The organism is Superficieibacter electus (assembly GCF_002915575.1).
Taxonomy (GTDB): Bacteria; Pseudomonadota; Gammaproteobacteria; order Enterobacterales; family Enterobacteriaceae; genus Superficieibacter; species Superficieibacter electus.
The window spans coordinates 176,054-192,088 of the sequence record NZ_PQGD01000010.1 but is presented as its reverse complement, the minus strand read 5'-3'; the positions used below and the strand labels follow the sequence as shown (position 1 = coordinate 192,088).

The 16,035-nt window shown below is 51.1% G+C and carries 15 protein-coding genes; 8 read left to right on the top strand and 7 right to left on the bottom strand.

Features of this window, described 5'->3' with window-relative positions; genetic code table 11:
- Positions 1–6: 6 nt before the first annotated feature.
- From CHU32_RS14175 to CHU32_RS14160, 4 genes are all read left to right on the top strand, one after another.
- Positions 7–783, top strand: coding sequence for a YfaP family protein (locus CHU32_RS14175; RefSeq protein WP_103676197.1), 777 nt, complete (start codon positions 7–9; stop codon positions 781–783).
- 165 nt (positions 784–948) lie between these two features.
- A complete protein-coding gene (locus CHU32_RS14170; RefSeq protein WP_103676162.1) occupies positions 949–1,263 on the top strand; it encodes a PTS sugar transporter subunit IIA in 315 nt (104 codons plus the stop codon).
- A 28-nt stretch (positions 1,264–1,291) separates the two neighbouring features.
- Complete coding sequence (locus CHU32_RS14165; RefSeq protein WP_103676161.1) at positions 1,292–1,585, top strand: PTS sugar transporter subunit IIB; 294 nt, start codon at positions 1,292–1,294, stop codon at positions 1,583–1,585.
- Positions 1,586–1,608: 23 nt separating this feature from the next.
- On the top strand, positions 1,609–4,323 hold the full coding sequence (locus CHU32_RS14160; RefSeq protein ID WP_103676160.1) for a sigma-54-dependent transcriptional regulator: 2,715 nt from the start codon (positions 1,609–1,611) through the stop codon (positions 4,321–4,323).
- 1 nt (position 4,324) lies between these two features.
- On the opposite strand, the gene CHU32_RS14155 is transcribed toward CHU32_RS14160, so the two are convergent.
- Both CHU32_RS14155 and CHU32_RS14150 read right to left on the bottom strand, forming a co-directional pair.
- Positions 4,325–5,692 carry a glycoside hydrolase family 1 protein gene (locus CHU32_RS14155; RefSeq protein ID WP_103676159.1) on the bottom strand — a complete coding sequence of 456 codons (1,368 nt, stop codon included), beginning with the start codon at positions 5,690–5,692 and terminating at the stop codon, positions 4,325–4,327.
- Between the two features lie 10 nt (positions 5,693–5,702).
- Positions 5,703–7,022: a PTS sugar transporter subunit IIC gene (locus tag CHU32_RS14150; RefSeq protein ID WP_103676158.1), complete on the bottom strand. Its 1,320-nt coding sequence runs from the start codon at positions 7,020–7,022 to the stop codon at positions 5,703–5,705.
- 223 nt (positions 7,023–7,245) lie between these two features.
- Here CHU32_RS14150 and CHU32_RS14145 point away from each other — a divergent pair, with 223 nt between their 5' ends.
- Positions 7,246–7,791 (top strand): NUDIX hydrolase, encoded by a 546-nt coding sequence (locus CHU32_RS14145; RefSeq protein ID WP_103676157.1) that lies wholly within the window; start codon positions 7,246–7,248, stop codon positions 7,789–7,791.
- 60 nt (positions 7,792–7,851) lie between these two features.
- A complete protein-coding gene (locus CHU32_RS14140) occupies positions 7,852–8,526 on the top strand; it encodes a YecA/YgfB family protein (protein ID WP_103676156.1) in 675 nt (224 codons plus the stop codon).
- Positions 8,527–8,565: 39 nt separating this feature from the next.
- Here CHU32_RS14140 and tyrP read toward each other — a convergent pair whose 3' ends face one another.
- Positions 8,566–9,777 carry a tyrosine transporter TyrP gene (tyrP, locus tag CHU32_RS14135; RefSeq protein WP_103676155.1) on the bottom strand — a complete coding sequence of 404 codons (1,212 nt, stop codon included), beginning with the start codon at positions 9,775–9,777 and terminating at the stop codon, positions 8,566–8,568.
- A 199-nt stretch (positions 9,778–9,976) separates the two neighbouring features.
- On the opposite strand from tyrP, the gene CHU32_RS14130 reads away from it, so the two are divergent.
- Entirely contained in the window at positions 9,977–10,216 is a 240-nt protein-coding gene (locus CHU32_RS14130; protein WP_103676154.1) for a YecH family metal-binding protein, read from the top strand.
- 31 nt (positions 10,217–10,247) lie between these two features.
- On the opposite strand, the gene ftnA is transcribed toward CHU32_RS14130, so the two are convergent.
- The 3 genes from ftnA to CHU32_RS14115 form a co-directional block, all read right to left on the bottom strand.
- Entirely contained in the window at positions 10,248–10,745 is a 498-nt protein-coding gene (gene ftnA / locus CHU32_RS14125) for a non-heme ferritin (protein ID WP_103676153.1), read from the bottom strand.
- Between the two features lie 199 nt (positions 10,746–10,944).
- A complete protein-coding gene (gene yecR / locus CHU32_RS14120; RefSeq protein WP_103676196.1) occupies positions 10,945–11,283 on the bottom strand; it encodes a YecR family lipoprotein in 339 nt (112 codons plus the stop codon).
- A gap of 105 nt (positions 11,284–11,388) precedes the next feature.
- Complete coding sequence (locus CHU32_RS14115; protein WP_245880222.1) at positions 11,389–13,566, bottom strand: HD domain-containing phosphohydrolase; 2,178 nt, start codon at positions 13,564–13,566, stop codon at positions 11,389–11,391.
- 243 nt (positions 13,567–13,809) lie between these two features.
- Here CHU32_RS14115 and CHU32_RS14110 point away from each other — a divergent pair, with 243 nt between their 5' ends.
- Entirely contained in the window at positions 13,810–14,448 is a 639-nt protein-coding gene (locus tag CHU32_RS14110) for an RpiB/LacA/LacB family sugar-phosphate isomerase (protein ID WP_103676152.1), read from the top strand.
- A 151-nt stretch (positions 14,449–14,599) separates the two neighbouring features.
- On the opposite strand, the gene CHU32_RS14105 is transcribed toward CHU32_RS14110, so the two are convergent.
- Positions 14,600–16,021, bottom strand: coding sequence for an MFS transporter (locus CHU32_RS14105; RefSeq protein ID WP_103750871.1), 1,422 nt, complete (start codon positions 16,019–16,021; stop codon positions 14,600–14,602).
- Positions 16,022–16,035 lie beyond the last annotated feature (14 nt).

The window sequence follows — 16,035 nt, the reverse complement described above, 5'->3', positions numbered from 1 at the left end:
CGTACAATGTCACCTATTTTGTTCCCGTTGTTATTGGTATCGCTTTCGACGCTGGCCGACAGTACGGGCGTTCAGGAGGTGCAAATCGATGCTCCGTTGTCCGGCTGGCATGCTGCAGAAGGCGACAATGCATCGTTCTCGCAGTCGGTAAACTATCCGGCGTCAACCGTCAATATGGCCAGCGACCAAAACATCTCCGCGCAGATCCGGGGGCAGATTAAAAATTTCACCCCGTCCGGTAAAAAGGTCCCCGGCCGACTGGTGGTAAACGGCGTCAGTATGCCGCAGCGTGTGGAAACTGATGGCTCCTTTGCCCGTCCCTATATTTTTTCGGAAGGCAGCAACAGTATTGAGGTGGTGAGTCCTGATGGTAACAGCCGTAATCGGGTGCAGTTTTATTCGACGCCGGGGACAGGGGCTATCCGCGCCCGCCTGCGGCTGGTGCTGTCATGGGATACGGATAATACCGATCTGGATATGCACGTCATTACGCCGGATGGTGAACATGCCTGGTACGGTAATCAGGCATTGAATAATGGCGGTGCGCTGGATATTGACGTCACCACCGGCTATGGGCCGGAAATCTTCGCCATGCCTGCGCCGCTGAAGGGGCGCTATCTGGTATATGTTAATTACTTTGGCGGACGAAGCGAAACCGAACTTACCACGGCACAGTTGAGCATTATTACCGACGAAGGATCGGCAAATGAAAAGCAGGAAACCTTTATTGTGCCGATGCGCGAAGCAGGAGAGCTGACGCTGGTGAAAAGTTTTAACTGGTAATCAAACGCAGTGCAAAGGCTGGCGAACGCCGCCAGCCTTTGCACTCTGATAAAACACGTCTAAACACATCCCCATCATCTCTCCTTTGTTGCTGAAAAATAAACCTTTTAACTTCTGGCCTGCTTATTGCTATTCCTCTGTGTATTTAACAGAAGGATATGGATTGTGACTACAGCAACGGCCCTCGATCTTGAAGAGATCGTTCTGAGTATTATTGTTAACGCCGGCGAGGCCCGGAGTCAGAGCCTTCAGGCGTTATCGCTGGCGGGTGAAGGTAACCTGGTTGAGGCGCGCGCGCGACTGTCGGCGGCGGAGCTGGCTTTGCGCGAGGCGCACAAAACCCAAACCCGTCTGATTGAAGATGAAGCCAGAGGCATCCATCACCCGGTGTCGCTGCTAATGATCCACGCCCAGGATCATTTAATGAACGCTATTACCATCAATGACCTTGTATCGATACAGATAAAAAAATATGCCTGAATCGCAAAAATCTTCAAGGAGACATTATATGCTGCAAATCACGTTGTTATGCGCGGGCGGATTTTCCACCAGCGTTATGGTCAATAAAATGAAAGCGGCTTGTCTTGAGCTCAATATAGACGCACAAATCAGGGCGACATCGGCGAACAATTTTGTCGAATACGCCACCAGCACCGACATTCTGTTGCTGGCTCCGCAAATCTCATTTCTTGAGAAAGATTTCAAAGAGAAGTGGCCGCACATTAAGCAAATGATTATTAGCGGTCTCGACTACGGCACGATGAACGGGAAGCATGTCGTTGAACAGGCACTGGAACTGTAGTTGAGGCCACAAAGGAGGCAGGGATGCGCATTGATGAGGTCTGGACGCTACTGGAGCAGGAAGCGGGTGAACAAGGGCTGACGGCACTGGCGATTGCTAACCGACTTGGCTATGCGCGCTCCAATGTCAGCAACGACCTCAACCAACTGGTAAAAGAGGGCCGCGCCCGCAAAATGCGCGGCAAACCAGTGCTTTATTTCCCGGCGGTAGCAAACGAAAAGCATGACGTTGACGATGCCAGTCTGGCGACGTTTCTCACCAGTAATCGCAGCTTGCGCAAGGCGTTCAGTCAGGCCAGGGCCGCAATACTCTATCCACCGAACGGCATGAATATGTTGATCCTCGGTGAGGCTGGCGTCGGCAAGTCAATGTTCGTTGAAATGTTGCACTGCTGGGGCAAAAAAATGGGCATTCTTGCGGCCAGTGCGCCTTTCATCGTTTTTAACTGTGCCGACTACAGTAATAACCCCCAGTTGCTTCTGAGTCATATTTTCGGCTGCCGTAAAGGGGCCTATACCGGTTCGGTGGAGGATAAACCCGGGCTGGTTGAACAGGCACAGAATGGTATTTTGTTTCTTGATGAAGTGCATCGCCTGCCGCCGGAAGGCCAGGAGATGTTTTTTATTTTTATGGATAAAGGCCTCTACCGACGGCTGGGTGAGGCCGAGGCCACGCGCACGGCCAGCGTGCGTATTTTCGCGGCGACGACGGAAGATACTCAGTCGCAGTTACTCAGTACTTTTTTGCGCCGCTTTGCCATGAGTATTATGCTGCCCCCGCTGCGTGAACGGGACCCGCATGAGCGTTTTCAACTCATCCAGACTTTTTTTAATATTGAATCAGCGACCCTGAAACAGCACGTTACCGTTTCCGGTAACGTTTTGCGCGCGCTGTTAACTTACCAGTGCAAGAATAATGTGGGTCAGTTGAAATCAGACATCCGCTTTGCCTGCGCGATGGCATATGCGGCGAATCAGTCCAGTAGCCCCGGCGCTCTGCGTGTCGGTATACAGCATTTACCGTGGTATGTGAAAGAGGATTTTATTTCTGATACCCATCACCGGGAAATGTGGAGCACGTTGCCTGCGGTAAATCATAAAGCCCTGGAGTTTACCGGCCATGAGCAGAGCATTATCGTGCCAGCGGGGAATAATGACACGCTGTACGAGAGGATGGACAGCCGCGCCAGCGAGCTGAAAATGCGAGGACTCGGCGATCAGGATATTGAAAAGGCACTGGAGAGAGATGTGCTGGCCTATTTTCGTCAGGTGCTGACAAATTATCATCCTGCCGCGCTACATAACGTCGTGGATTTACAGACGTTAACGCTGACCGGGCAGGTCATTAGTTTAAGCACTCAGAAGTTGCCTTATCCACTGAGCCACAAAGTATACTATGGTCTCGCCACGCACCTCGAAAACGCCATAAGCCGTATTAAAGAAAACCGGATCATACGGCATCCGCAGCTTAACAAAATCCGCACGCAATACCCCCAGGAATTCAACGTAGCGCTGGACGTATTACAGCTCATCGAAAAAATGACGGATGTGCGTTTGCCGATCGATGAGGCGGGCTTTTTGGCGCAGTTTTTCGCCTGGGAGCAGCAGTATGGCAATAATGCGAAACGGCAGGTGAAAATTATCGTTGCCGCCCACGGGGCACAGGTTGCCAGCGCCATGACGGCCACGGCGCATGCGTTACTGGCCGTAGAATATGCCAACGCGTTCGACGTTCCCCTGGAGAAAAAAACATGTGAGGTGATGGAAGACATCATCACCCTGCTGGAAGGGGAGAGCGCACATAGCGAAGTGCTGTTTCTGGTGGACATGGGCTCATTAAAGATGTTTGCCGATGAAGTGCGCGAGCGGCTGGGCATGCGCACCCGCACGTTTACCTATGTCAGCACGATGCACATTATTGACGCCATCCAGGGTGCGCTGGCCGGAAAGGAACTGGATACGATTTATCAGGATCTGCTTGTGATCGACAGTGAGAAGCAGCAGGATAATCGGCGTAATGCCTGTGCACAATGTCCACCCGTACAGCGGGATGAAATGAAAAAGCTGGTGATCATTGTATGCAGCAGCGCAGGGGAAAAAGCGGTGGTGCTGCATCACAAAATTGAGTCGCTGTTGAAAGATCAGCAGGGGCAAATTGCGATTAAAACCTGTAATCTGCAACAGCCCGATGCCATTCAGGAATATTTACTGGGTATCGGTGAGCAGTGGCATATTGCCGCGTTAATTTCCCTGCTACCCGTGGCAACCGAAATCCCACAGTTTGCCTGCGATGAATTATTCACCGCCAGCGGTATCACGCGGTTTATTCATTGTATTGCGTCGCAGCGGAATTACTTCCTGCTGGAGGATGCACTGAATTCAGTTATCCACCATGTTGACCGCCAGCGACTGCTGAGTGAAATTAAAAAATTCAATGCGCAGGTACAGGCGCTGTATGATATTCACTACACATTCAATATTTTAATTGGGGTGACGATGCATGTAGCCTGCCTGATTGACCGAATCGCTGATGTGACTTGTCAGCCAGAGGGGGATAATCTGGCTCTCCCTGAGGACAGGCTTTTCATCACCCTGCAAAAACATCTGGCGCGTTTACAGCAGGTCTTCAACGTTGTTATTCCCCAGCGGGACATTCTTGCGCTTCACGAACTGCTATTGCGGATAAAAAACAGTGTGCCGTTGGTTAGCGGAGCGACGTTATCCGACGCTCCGGCGTGAATCAAAGGCTAAGATCGTCTGCGGCAGAGGAAATTACCTGACGAAACCAATGAAAGCTTTTCTTCTTGTAGCGTTTCAGGTCGAGAAGTTCTTTTTCTTCACGATTAACATACACCAGCCCGTAACGTTTTTTCATCTCACCGACCGAGCTGAGAATATCAATCGGCCCCCAGACTAAAAAGCCCATCACCTCAACGCCTTCGTCAATCGCTCCACGCATAGCGCTGATATGATCGCCCAGATAGCGGATGCGGTAATCATCTTCTACCGTGCACTGCGCATTAAGCGTTTCTTTTTTCGCCAGCCCGCATTCGCTAATTAAAATTGGACACTGCCAGCGCTGATAGATATCACGCAGGGCAATGCCGAGACCAAGCGGATCAATCGCCGAACGCCATTCATTTTCTGTAAGAAACGGGTTGCTATTGATCATCTCTCGCTGGTGGTTTTTCAGGATGGTCACACTTTCCGGACGGATCAAACTGCTGCGATAATAGCTGATGGAGATGAAATCAACTGGATGTTTTTTGAACACAAGCAGGTCATCCGGCAAGACTATATCCTCGATGCCTTCCTCCTCCAGCCAGCGGGTATAGATACCCGGATACTCGCCGCCGCGTAAAACCTGTAAATATTGCAGGTTGGCAAGCTGATTAAACTGTTGGCAGGCCAGTTGATCCTCTGGCCGACAACTGGCCGGATACGCAGTGGTCCAGGTGATCATCCCACCCAGCATGCCGTCGGGGACGATCTCATGCAGAGCTTTGACTAGCCGTGCGGTAGCAACCAGCACATGATGATTAACCCGATGTGCGACATCTTTCCCGCTCTTGCGTGCGCCAAAGCGCGGCGCATGAATGTGGGCGAGATTGCTCTCGTTAAAGGGTAGCCATTTTTTCACCCGGTCACCGAAACGCGTAAAAACCACCCGCGCAAAACGTTCAAAGCAATCAATGACGTAGCGGGAATAAAAACCGTCATATTTTTCCGCCAGCGCGGCGGGCATATCAAAATGGTACAGCGTCAGCACCGGCTCAATGCCGTTTTCCAGTAAGGTATTGATAAGACGATCGTAATACTGCAATCCCGCTTCATTAATGGCACCCTCGCCGTCGGGAATAATCCGACTCCAGGCAATATTGGTGCGCAGTGCCGTAAAACCCATTTCTTTAAACAGGGCGATGTCTTCCTTATAGCGATGATAAAAATCGATAGCGACTTCCCAGTCAGAGGCGTTATCCGCGACCGGTAACTGGTCAATCAGCGACAGACCTTTGCCATCGGCATGACTGGCCCCTTCACTTTGAAAAGAGGTCATCGCGCCGCCCCAGAGGAAGTTTTTGGCAAGCGGAAGATGTGTTGTGCTCATAATTGGGTCCTTAATCGGAGGCGTTGAGGGTATGCACCCGTTCGGAGAGTTTGATAAATGGCAAATACAGCATCACCATCATCACGATAATGACGAGTTGAAAAACGACCGCCCGCCAGTCACCTCCAGTCGCCAGAAAACCGGAAATTAACGGTGGCGTCGTCCATGGTATTTGGATCACTACCGGGTCCATCCAGCCCCACAGGGTGACGAGCCAGGCAAGGGTGAGAGAAATTACCGGTGAGAGAATAAACGGCACGATCAGAATCGGGTTAAACACAATCGGCAGGCCAAAAATTACCGGCTCGTTAATATTAAAAAGCCCCATAAAAAATGAAATTTTGGCGATATTCCGCGATGCCTGGCGGCGGCTAAAGATGAACAGGGCGAGGAGTAGTGCCAGCGTATTGCCAGTGCCGCCAATCTGCCCGAATGTCGTCTGGAAGGCATAATTAATGATATTCGGAATATCATCACCATTTGCATAAGCCAGCATGTTCTCCTGCATGCTGGCCAGTAAGCCTGGCCGTAAAATAGACGCGTTGATCACGCTCTGGTGAATACCTATCGCAAAGAATAAATTACCCACCGTGTAAATAAACAAAAAACCCGGCAGATCGGTCGTGATATTCTTCAGCGGTGTCTGGATGGTCAGCGCTATAAGGGCATTAATATCTTTGCCTAACCAGTATTTGGCGGAGAACGAAATCAATGAAAATATCAGCAGGGTGATACATACCGGAATCAAGGCGTTAAACGAGTCAATTACCGCGGGCGGTACCGAGCCGTCGTTAGCGATGGTAATTTTTAGCCGCTCAGATTTTAATAAGCGAATAAAAACGGTGGTGACCAGCAGCCCGGTGATCATCCCCAGGAACATCCCCGATGTCCCGGTGGACGAGTAGGAGAGTGCCCCTGTCACTTGCACATTCTCTTTGCCTGCAACCAGCGCTGCGCTGATGGTATCCGGCATAAACACAATGACAGTGGCGACCGATAACAACACCGGGGCTATCGGATTTGCATGGTTTTTATTCAGACAAAGATGCCAGGAGACAGTGGCAGCAATGAGCACGCCGATGAAATTCAGTGAACCATTGATGATTGCCTCGCCGACGGTTCGCCAGGATTTAATCGCTTCATTGCCAATAATGTCTGCCAGCCAATTATCCGGTTTCAGGAACACGTTATTCACGAGAACCATCAGGCCCGCAATAATAAAAAAAGGCATCAGGGTGGCGAAGGCATCGCGTATTGAACGTAAATGCACCTGCTCCCCCAGCGAGTGCGCCAGTTTGATAGTGGCGTTAGTGAGTGTACCAGTAGCCATTTCTGTTCCTCATAACAAGAGCGTTACTCAGAAATAGCAAAGCGCGTGCCAGTAAATTTTACTGTTTATTTTCAATGGATTAATAATGCTTAAGGTAAGTGTATTAGTGTGTTTAATCGCCATCTTCCTCCGTTGACTGGTCGGTAGAGCAGGTAAACGCCTTCATACTTTGCCCCGCAGAAGGTATGCTGCCGGATAAACTTATCTCAGACAGGAGGACATTATGACTGTGGAAATCAAAACGCTTTCATCTGAGGAAATTTATCGTAATAAGTGGATGGCGCTGCGCGAAGACCGTATTTTGCGTGCCGACGGCAGCGAAGGGCTTTATTCGGTGATCGAAAAGCCGGATTTTGTTGTGATCCTCCCCATTGAAGATGACGCCATTTATGTTGTCGAACAGTTCCGCTATCCGCTGGGCGCGAGAACCATCGAGTTACCGCAAGGGTCGTGGGAGCACACATTAACCGCGACGCCAGAACAGGTTGCTGCCGGTGAGCTACGGGAAGAAACCGGCCTTATTGCCGGGAAAATGATCTGGATAGGCTATCAGAAGCTGGCGCAGGGGTACTCCGGGCAGGGGTATCATATTTATCTGGCAAGCGAGTTGTCGCATCATGCGCCGTCGCTTGATGCGGAAGAGGTGGGTTTAACCGCGCGCAGGATAAAAAACGACGACTTTATGCAGCTCATCCTGAACGGAAAAGTGACTGATGCTACCTCGGTCACCGCTTTTTTGCTGGCAAAAGCCAGGGGATTAATAATCTAAGACTTGTACGCGCCATTGCGCTAACATCCCCTTTATTGCACGTCGCAGAGGAAATACCTTATGAACAGTGGACCACTCAACGAAAACGAGCTGCAATGGCTTGACGATGTGCTGCTAAAGTACGGCAATGATGACAGTATTCTGGATGTTGCTGAACTTGACGGACTACTTACGGCAGTGCTCTCTGCACCGTATGAAATCGAGCCAACTGACTGGCTGCTGGCGATTTGGGGTGGGGCGCATCGTGTGCCTGCCTGGACGTCGGAAAAAGAAATGGAGCGTTTTATGGCGCTTTGCTTCCAGCACATGGCGGACATTGCTGAGCGGCTGGAAAACTACCCGGAGCAATTTGAACCGCTATTTGGTTTGCGTGAATTCGAAGGGGCTGAATTGACGATTGTTGAAGAGTGGTGCTTTGGCTATATGCGTGGCGTTGCGCTGGCCGACTGGTCATCGCTGCCAGAAGCGCTCCAGCCTGAGCTTGATGCCATTGCGCTGCATGGCCTGGAGGCAAACTTTGACAAGATTGAAACATTGACCCCGCAAGAGCTCGATCGCAGTATCGACAAGCTGGCACCGGCGGCGCTTAGTCTGTTTGCCTGGTGGTCCGCGCATCAGATAACTGCCCCGGCTAAGCCGGTACAGCAGCCGCTGCGGGTGGAGAAAACCGTGGGTCGTAACGATCCGTGTCCGTGCGGCAGCGGTAAAAAATTCAAGCAGTGCTGCCTGCATTAATTTCTCATCAGGGACGAGATTATCGTCCCTGGACGTTAATCAGCTCACCGCCGGTAGCCAGCCGGCTACTATCGCAACCTGCACCGCAATAACCAGCACGCCGCAGCTCAATACCAGCCACAGCGCTACCTGACCGCCGGCGACCCGATAACCGGGTTGCGGGTTACGCCGACGGCTTTGCATCGCCAGCAAAGAGGGAATAATCAATGCCAGCACGGCCAGTGCAACGCCCGCATAACCCAGCGCCAGCACGAAGCCGCGCGGATAAAACAGCGCAAAGGCCAGCGGCGGGGTGAACGTTAACACACCCGTCTGTAACCGTCCTGCCGGGCTGTTTTTACGTTGAAAAAGGTCGGCCAGATAGTCGAATAACCCTAGTGCCACGCCAAGAAAAGAGGTTGCCAGCGCCAGATCGGCGAACAAATGTACTGCCAGTTCGACGTGCGTTGAGGCGACGACTTCCCGGATCGCCTGTAACAGGCCATTTAGACCCGCATGCGTCGCGAGCAACGCGGCGAAAGCAGGAGAACCAATACTGCCGAGGGTCGCCAGTTGCCAAAAAATATACGCCACCAGCGGAATAAAACTGCCGACCATAAATACCCGCCGGAGCTTTTTAACGTCGCCATTCATGTAGCTGACAATACTGGGTACACTGCCATGAAAGCCGAACGAGGTAAAAATAACCGGGATTGCTGACAGTGTCAGTCCCTTTTCCAGCGGTAAGGTGAGTAAATTGATCTGATGAATATGCGGCAGCAGGAGGGCCAGCATTAGCAGCAGAAAAATTGTTTTTGCAGTAAACAAAAAACGATTGAACAGATCAACCAGCGATGTGCCGATACAGACCACCGATCCGCCGACCAGGGTGAACAGTAGTACGCCTGCTGTGGGTGGCAGCGTGATGTCCAGCCAGTCGTTAAGGCTGGATGCCAGCAGCTCCCCTGCGCCGCTGACGTAAGCGGCGGTCAGGGCATACATCAAAAACAGCATACTGAACCCAGTCAACCATTGACCATATCGACCGAGGTAGCGCTGCGCCAGCGAGCCAAGACCGGTATCGGCAGGGACGTGCTGATAAACTTCCAGCAGTAGCAGCGCGGTATAACACATCAGGGCCCACAAACCGAACAGTAACCCCAGCGTTACACCAAATCCCACGCCTGCCGCCGCCAGGGGCATGGCAAGCATTCCTGCACCAATGGTGGTGCCCGCAACGATTAAAACACTTCCCAGAGCGCGGTTTCTCACGTATTCCTCTACAGCTTACGGCTTCTTCAGGTTAATTATGCCGCGCAGAGTATGTTAAATCGTGATAATCGTCAAATCACTGTTACAGTTACTGTATTTAAATCTTTACAACATTGTTGGTGTCAATGGATCAGAACCTGTCCTGGCGCAATTCTGCCCTGCACCAATAACGCTATGCTGTGATTTTTCAGGAGGGATTATGGAATCGGTTCATGGGCACGATGTACTCACAATGATGCTTAATTCGGGCGAGAGCTATTCAACGGTAAGCCTGGAGGCGGCTATTATTGCCCGCTTTGGCGAACAAACACGGTTTCATACTTGTTCTGCCGAAAATATGACTGCCGGGGAATTAGTCGACTTTTTACAGCGCAAGGGCAAATTTATTCCGCAAGCGGAAGGGTTTACAACTCACGAAAGTAAAATTTGCCGTCATTAATTCAGGCCAGCATTTGCGCTGGCCTGAAGACTTAATTTTGTGCGTCGAGGGTGGAGAGTTCTTTATCGATGAAATAAAGACCTTCACCGCTTTTACCTGCCAGTGATAATTTGTCGATAACAGATTTGAACAGTTTTTCTTCTTCATGCTGTTCAGCCACGTACCATTGCAGAAAATTAAAGGTCGGATAGTCCTGGCTGCTCATCGCCGCATGCGCCAGGGCATTAATTTGACTGCTGATCAGCTGTTCATGTTCATAGGTGGCGTGGAACAGGTGATCCAGAGATTCATACTCGGCAAATGGTGACGCGGTGTTTTCGATGCGCGGCAAGCTGCCGGTATCGGTCAGGTAATCAAACAGCCGCTGCATATGGCCCATCTCTTCCTGCGCGTGACGACGTAGAAACGCGGCTGCGCCTTCAAAGCTGTGATAGCTGCACCATGCGCTCATCTGCTGATAAAGCAAAGAAGAGTAAAGCTCAAGGTTCATTTGTGCATTTAGTTTTTCGATCATATCGGCTTTAAGCATCATTTGCTCCGCAATATCTGCCAGGGGTTATTATGCCGCCACTATAATTTGTTATTTAATTATTTGCAAAAGGTTAAATAAAAAATTAATTAGCGAAAACGCGACCAGGAATAATACGCATTTGCGTTAATTAATATAAAAGTGCGAATAAGAATAATTCCGCATGAATAGCGCCAGCCGCGATGCTGGCGCAAAAAAATCACCAGTAGCTTACCACTGAATTCTGACTTACGGCGAGACCACGACACTGATATTGCAGTGTGACCTTTTCATTCAGGCAAAGAGAACCGCTGGTGACAGTGCAGGTGGTAATGGGCTGACCGTAAGAAACGGCGGTCGCGTAACCCGCTGCCTGACACTGCCGTGTTGCTGTGCCCTGGGCAAGATAAGGGTCAGTAGTCGCCGCCTGAAGCATGGCTTGTCCGTAGGTTAAACGCACAATACCGCTGGTGGTATCAACATCGCTGACATCAGCCTGTCGGTTAACCGAACAGCCTGCAAGTATTAGCAGGGAAAAGAGAAAGACGGCTTTATTCATGACGCGGTTCTGCTTTAAAAGGAATGCATCCATACTAACGTCTGCCTTTACAGGCAATCCGCGGAATAGCCATGGGATCTACACGTAGTTATCACAACGGCTGAATTAATCCGCCTGAGCGTCAAAGATGGCCTGAAATTTCTGATGCTGCTGGCGAAACAGCGCTACCAGTTGCGGATCAAAATGATGACCCGCCCCCTGAAAAATCATCTCGCAGGCGCGTTCATGCGAATAGCCTGGCTTATAAACGCGTTTTTGCCGCAGGGCATCATACACATCTGCCAGCGCCAGAATGCGTGCCTCAATAGGAATTTGTTCGCCACGAAGTCCTTCCGGATATCCGCTACCGTCCCATTTTTCATGATGAAAGTGAATGATATTTTCAGCGACAGGCCCCAGTCCCAATCCCTGTATAATGCGCCAGCCTTTCAGAGTATGAAGTTTCATTTCGCTAAATTCTTCCGCTGATAATGGACCCTGCTTGCGCAGAATGCGCTCGGGCACCGCGATTTTCCCCACATCATGTAAGGACGCAAAATGTTGTATTTCGTGGATCATCCTGCGCGGGAGTTTTAGTTCACGCGCCATCAAACCGCAATACTGCGCCACGCGGTGGATATGGCTGCCGGTCTCGTCATCGTGAGCGCTGTTAACTTTTTCCATCGCCTCGACGATACTGCGGTTTACCGCCCGGGTTTGTTTCATCTGCCGCCACATTATGAAAAGCAGGCACAGGCTGAAGAGGGCCGTGATCAGCAGCACGATGCTGATCATTTTGAAGGTATTTTTTGTCAGATCCGGCATCAGGGCAGGTTCCACATGCCGCTCCAGTTGGGTACGGAAGCTGGAAATGCGGTGAATCTGCGCTAATAAATGCTGCAGCGGATGGTCAGGCGCGACCCACGGGCCAATTTCATAATCTATGCGGGTCAGGCCCGCGACTTTGAGCACACCGCGAAAAAGTTCATTTCCCCGTAGTGAAAGCTCAAGCGAACTCAGGTCGCCGAGAATATAATCGATCCGGTGATTTTCAATGGCATCCAGCAACTCTTCAACGGAGGCACCGCTGACGATAAAAATATCATTACCAAATCGCTGGCGAAGATAAAGGGCTGCAAAAGACCCCCGCAGAACGCCGACTCGCTGATGACGTATTTGTTCTTCATCCCATAAAAAGGGCTGACCGATGCGGTTATAGTACACATTGTGCCAGGCGACAACCGGCCCAATCATGCCGTCAGACTGGCTGGCGTCGTTCGTATTAAACAGGTTAACCAGTCGAATGGGCCATTTCTCTTGCCGCATTCGCATCACATAGTTATCAACATAAATAACATCGACATCGACATGCAGCAGATCGCGCATGTCATTGATCATATCCACTACTGAGCCGTGATATCCCTGACCATCTTTCCAGATAAGCGGAGCGAAGTTCTCGTTTTTGGGTAGCCAGACGGTAAGTTTATTATCGGTAAACCAGCGTTTTTCGTCTTCGCTGAGGGCAATACGACTAAGTAAAAAATCGCGCCGGGTTTGATCTTCCAGCTTTCGCAGCTTGCCACTGCGTTGCCAGTCATTAATCAATTGATTCACGTTGGTTCTCAGACCACGCAACTCAGGGCTGAACGCCAGCACTGAGGCGATATGCAGATCGGGGAATGGGCGGGATAGCGTGTAATAACGCAGTGTTTCCTCCATTTCGGTAGCATCGTTAATATAAAAATCCGCCTTATTTTCACTGAGCAGACGGAAAGCGTCTTCACTGGTTGTTGCGAAAAGAAGCTGGCTGAAATGCAGATCGGGATAACGAAGATGAACTTGATCCCAGGTGGCATCGTTGCGACGAAACACTACCCGCGTCTGATTGAGTTCGTCCGGTGTGGTCACAGTGCGCGTCAGGCTGGCGGCAAGGACATCATTACTGAACAAACGTGCAGAGAGAATTTTGGTTCGCGCGCGGGCTTCCGTGCGGATCACCCCAGCATACAGGCCATAGCTATCGTTATTGAAACGTTGACTGATTTCATTACCGCCGATGGGCCGAATTTGCAGGTTATAGCCATATTGTTGATTGAGCGCCTGTATTAATTGCGGGTAAAAGCCCTGATAGTTGCCCTTCTTGTCGCGCCAGAACTCGTAGCTCTGGGCGTCATAAAGCCAGACGGGCACGGCCTGTGGCTGTGCGGGAGGGGCAGCAAACAGCGGGAATGCGCACATGAGCGCCAGAAATATCCAGACTACAGAAAACACCAGGGTTCGAAAGGGCGGGCTGTGCTGATCCACTCAGATGATTCCTGTTATCGTTTTGTTTACTTTGAAGTCTAACCAACCCACCGCGCAGCGAATAGAAATTTTTCGACAATGAGAGAAAAACGAGAGGTTGCCCCGGCGGCAGAAAATTGTGACGCTATCTGTAATTTTTAAAACCATTTTTCATTAAATTTGAAAGTATGTTTGCGGGGTAGTAAAGTTGATTACAGATGACATCCCGCGAGGCAACTCGCGCAGCACTCAGGAGAGTTAGAAATGAAAATTGCATTGATGATGGAAAACAGCCAGGCCAGTAAAAATGCCGTCATCCTGAAAGAGTTAAACGCGGTAGCGAGTGAGAAGCATTTTCCGGTATATAACGTCGGGATGAGTGATGAGAACGATCATCACCTTACGTATATCCATCTCGGCATTATGGCCAGCATTTTATTGAACTCGAAAGCGGTGGATTTTGTCGTGACTGGCTGCGGGACCGGGCAAGGCGCATTGATGTCGCTGAATATCCATCCCGGCGTGATTTGCGGTTATTGCATTGATCCAGCGGATGCGTTTCTGTTTGCGCAAATCAATAACGGTAACGCCCTGGCGCTGCCTTTTGCGAAGGGGTTTGGCTGGGGTGCCGAGCTGAATGTGCGTTTCATCTTTGAAAAAGCATTTACCGGCCGTACAGGTGAAGGGTATCCGCCAGAACGTAAAGAACCGCAGGTACGTAATGCCGGCATTTTAAATCAGGTGAAGGCGGCGGTGGTGAAAGACAACTATCTTGATACGCTTCGCGCCATCGATCCGCAGCTGGTGAAGACGGCAGTTTCCGGTCCGCGCTTCCAGCAGTGTTTCTTTGAGAACTGCCAGAACAAAGAGATTGAAGCATTCGTACGTGAAATCCTTGGCTGATAGCCCGGTGACGATCTGCCCGGTGGCGCTTCGCTTACCGGGCCGACAAGGGAAGGGCGTAACGGCCCGGCCATGTATCTTTTCCTGGCCGGGCAAGGCGCATATTGAGATACAGCGTAACCCCCCGTCCAGTGATAATCTATACTCCGTCTTATTTCGCCCTTTTAGATACTGAACTTCCCGCATCTCTGGTCAGCCGGAAAGTGTCAAACATACCCACCAGACAAATCAGCGCAATAAACACAAACGCCAGCCGGAAGCTAATGCCGGGCACGGCGGAAAGTGCCAGCCAGTCACTGACGCGTTCACCGAGGCGAATACCGATAGCCCCAAGAGTAATGCCCAGCCCGACGGCCAGTTGCGTGGCGGTGCTGAACAGGGTATTCGCGTAGCTCATCTGGCCGGTGGGGACGTCGGCAAATGCCAGCGTGCTAATGCCGGTGAACTGAACCGAACGAAAAACGCCTCCCAGATACAGGATGAGCAGGATTAGCCAGACTGGCGTCGTAGGCGTCAATAAAGCGCAGGCCAGTAATGCCAGTACATTAAGTGCGCCATTAATCAAAAGCAGGCGACGAAAACCTAACCAGCGGATCAAGGGGGTGGTGGCAGGTTTAATGGTTAAATTGCCGACGAAAACTGCCAGTACCAGCGAGCCTGCATGAAATGGGTCCATGCCAAACCCCACCTGAAACAGCAGTGGCAGTAAAAAAGGAACGGTACTGATGGACGAACGAAATAGCGAACCGCCATACATTGTGACGCGAAAGGTGGGAACCTGCAGGGCGTCCAGGCGAATCATCGGCCACGCGGCGCGGCGAAAATGGCGTAGCGCGTAATAAGCGGCAACCGCACCAACGGTAAGTAGTGTAAAAGTGATCCCTTGCTGAATCTGGTCAGCCCCCAGCGCCTCCATGGCATACACAAAAGCAATCATGGCAACCGAAGTGGCGAGAAAACCTGGTAAGTCGAAAGGTCTGCGCTGTTCATCGCGAATATCGGGAATAATTCGTAGCGCAAGCAAGATTGCCACTAACCCAATGGGCAGATTAATAAAAAAGATCCAGCGCCAGTCGGCATAACTGGTAATAAATCCTCCCAGCGGTGGGCCGATGATCGGGGCCACCAGCGCGGGCCAGGTAAGCGTGGCGATGGCGGTGATCAGTTGGTGCTTCGGCGTTGTGCGCAACACAGCCAGCCGCCCGACGGGTACCATCAGCGCGCCGCCAACCCCCTGAAAAATGCGCATTGCGACAAAACTCTCCACGCTGGTGGCCAGCCCGCACAATACCGATGCCAGCGTAAAAATGGCCAGCGCCAGCGTAAATACTTTTCGCGCCCCGAAGCGATCGGCAATCCAGCCGCTGGCAGGAATTAACACCGCCAGCGTAATCAGGTAAGCGCTGATGCCAATGTTAAGCTCGACCGCCTCAACGCCGAAGGTTTTACCCATATCCGGCAAGGCAGTAGCAATGACCGTGCCGTCAAGAAACTCCATAAAAAACGCCCCAGCGACCAGTAAGGCCGCTGGCGATAATCCGCGCTTCTCCCTGCCAGAAACAGAATCACTCATCTCATGCCTGCCAA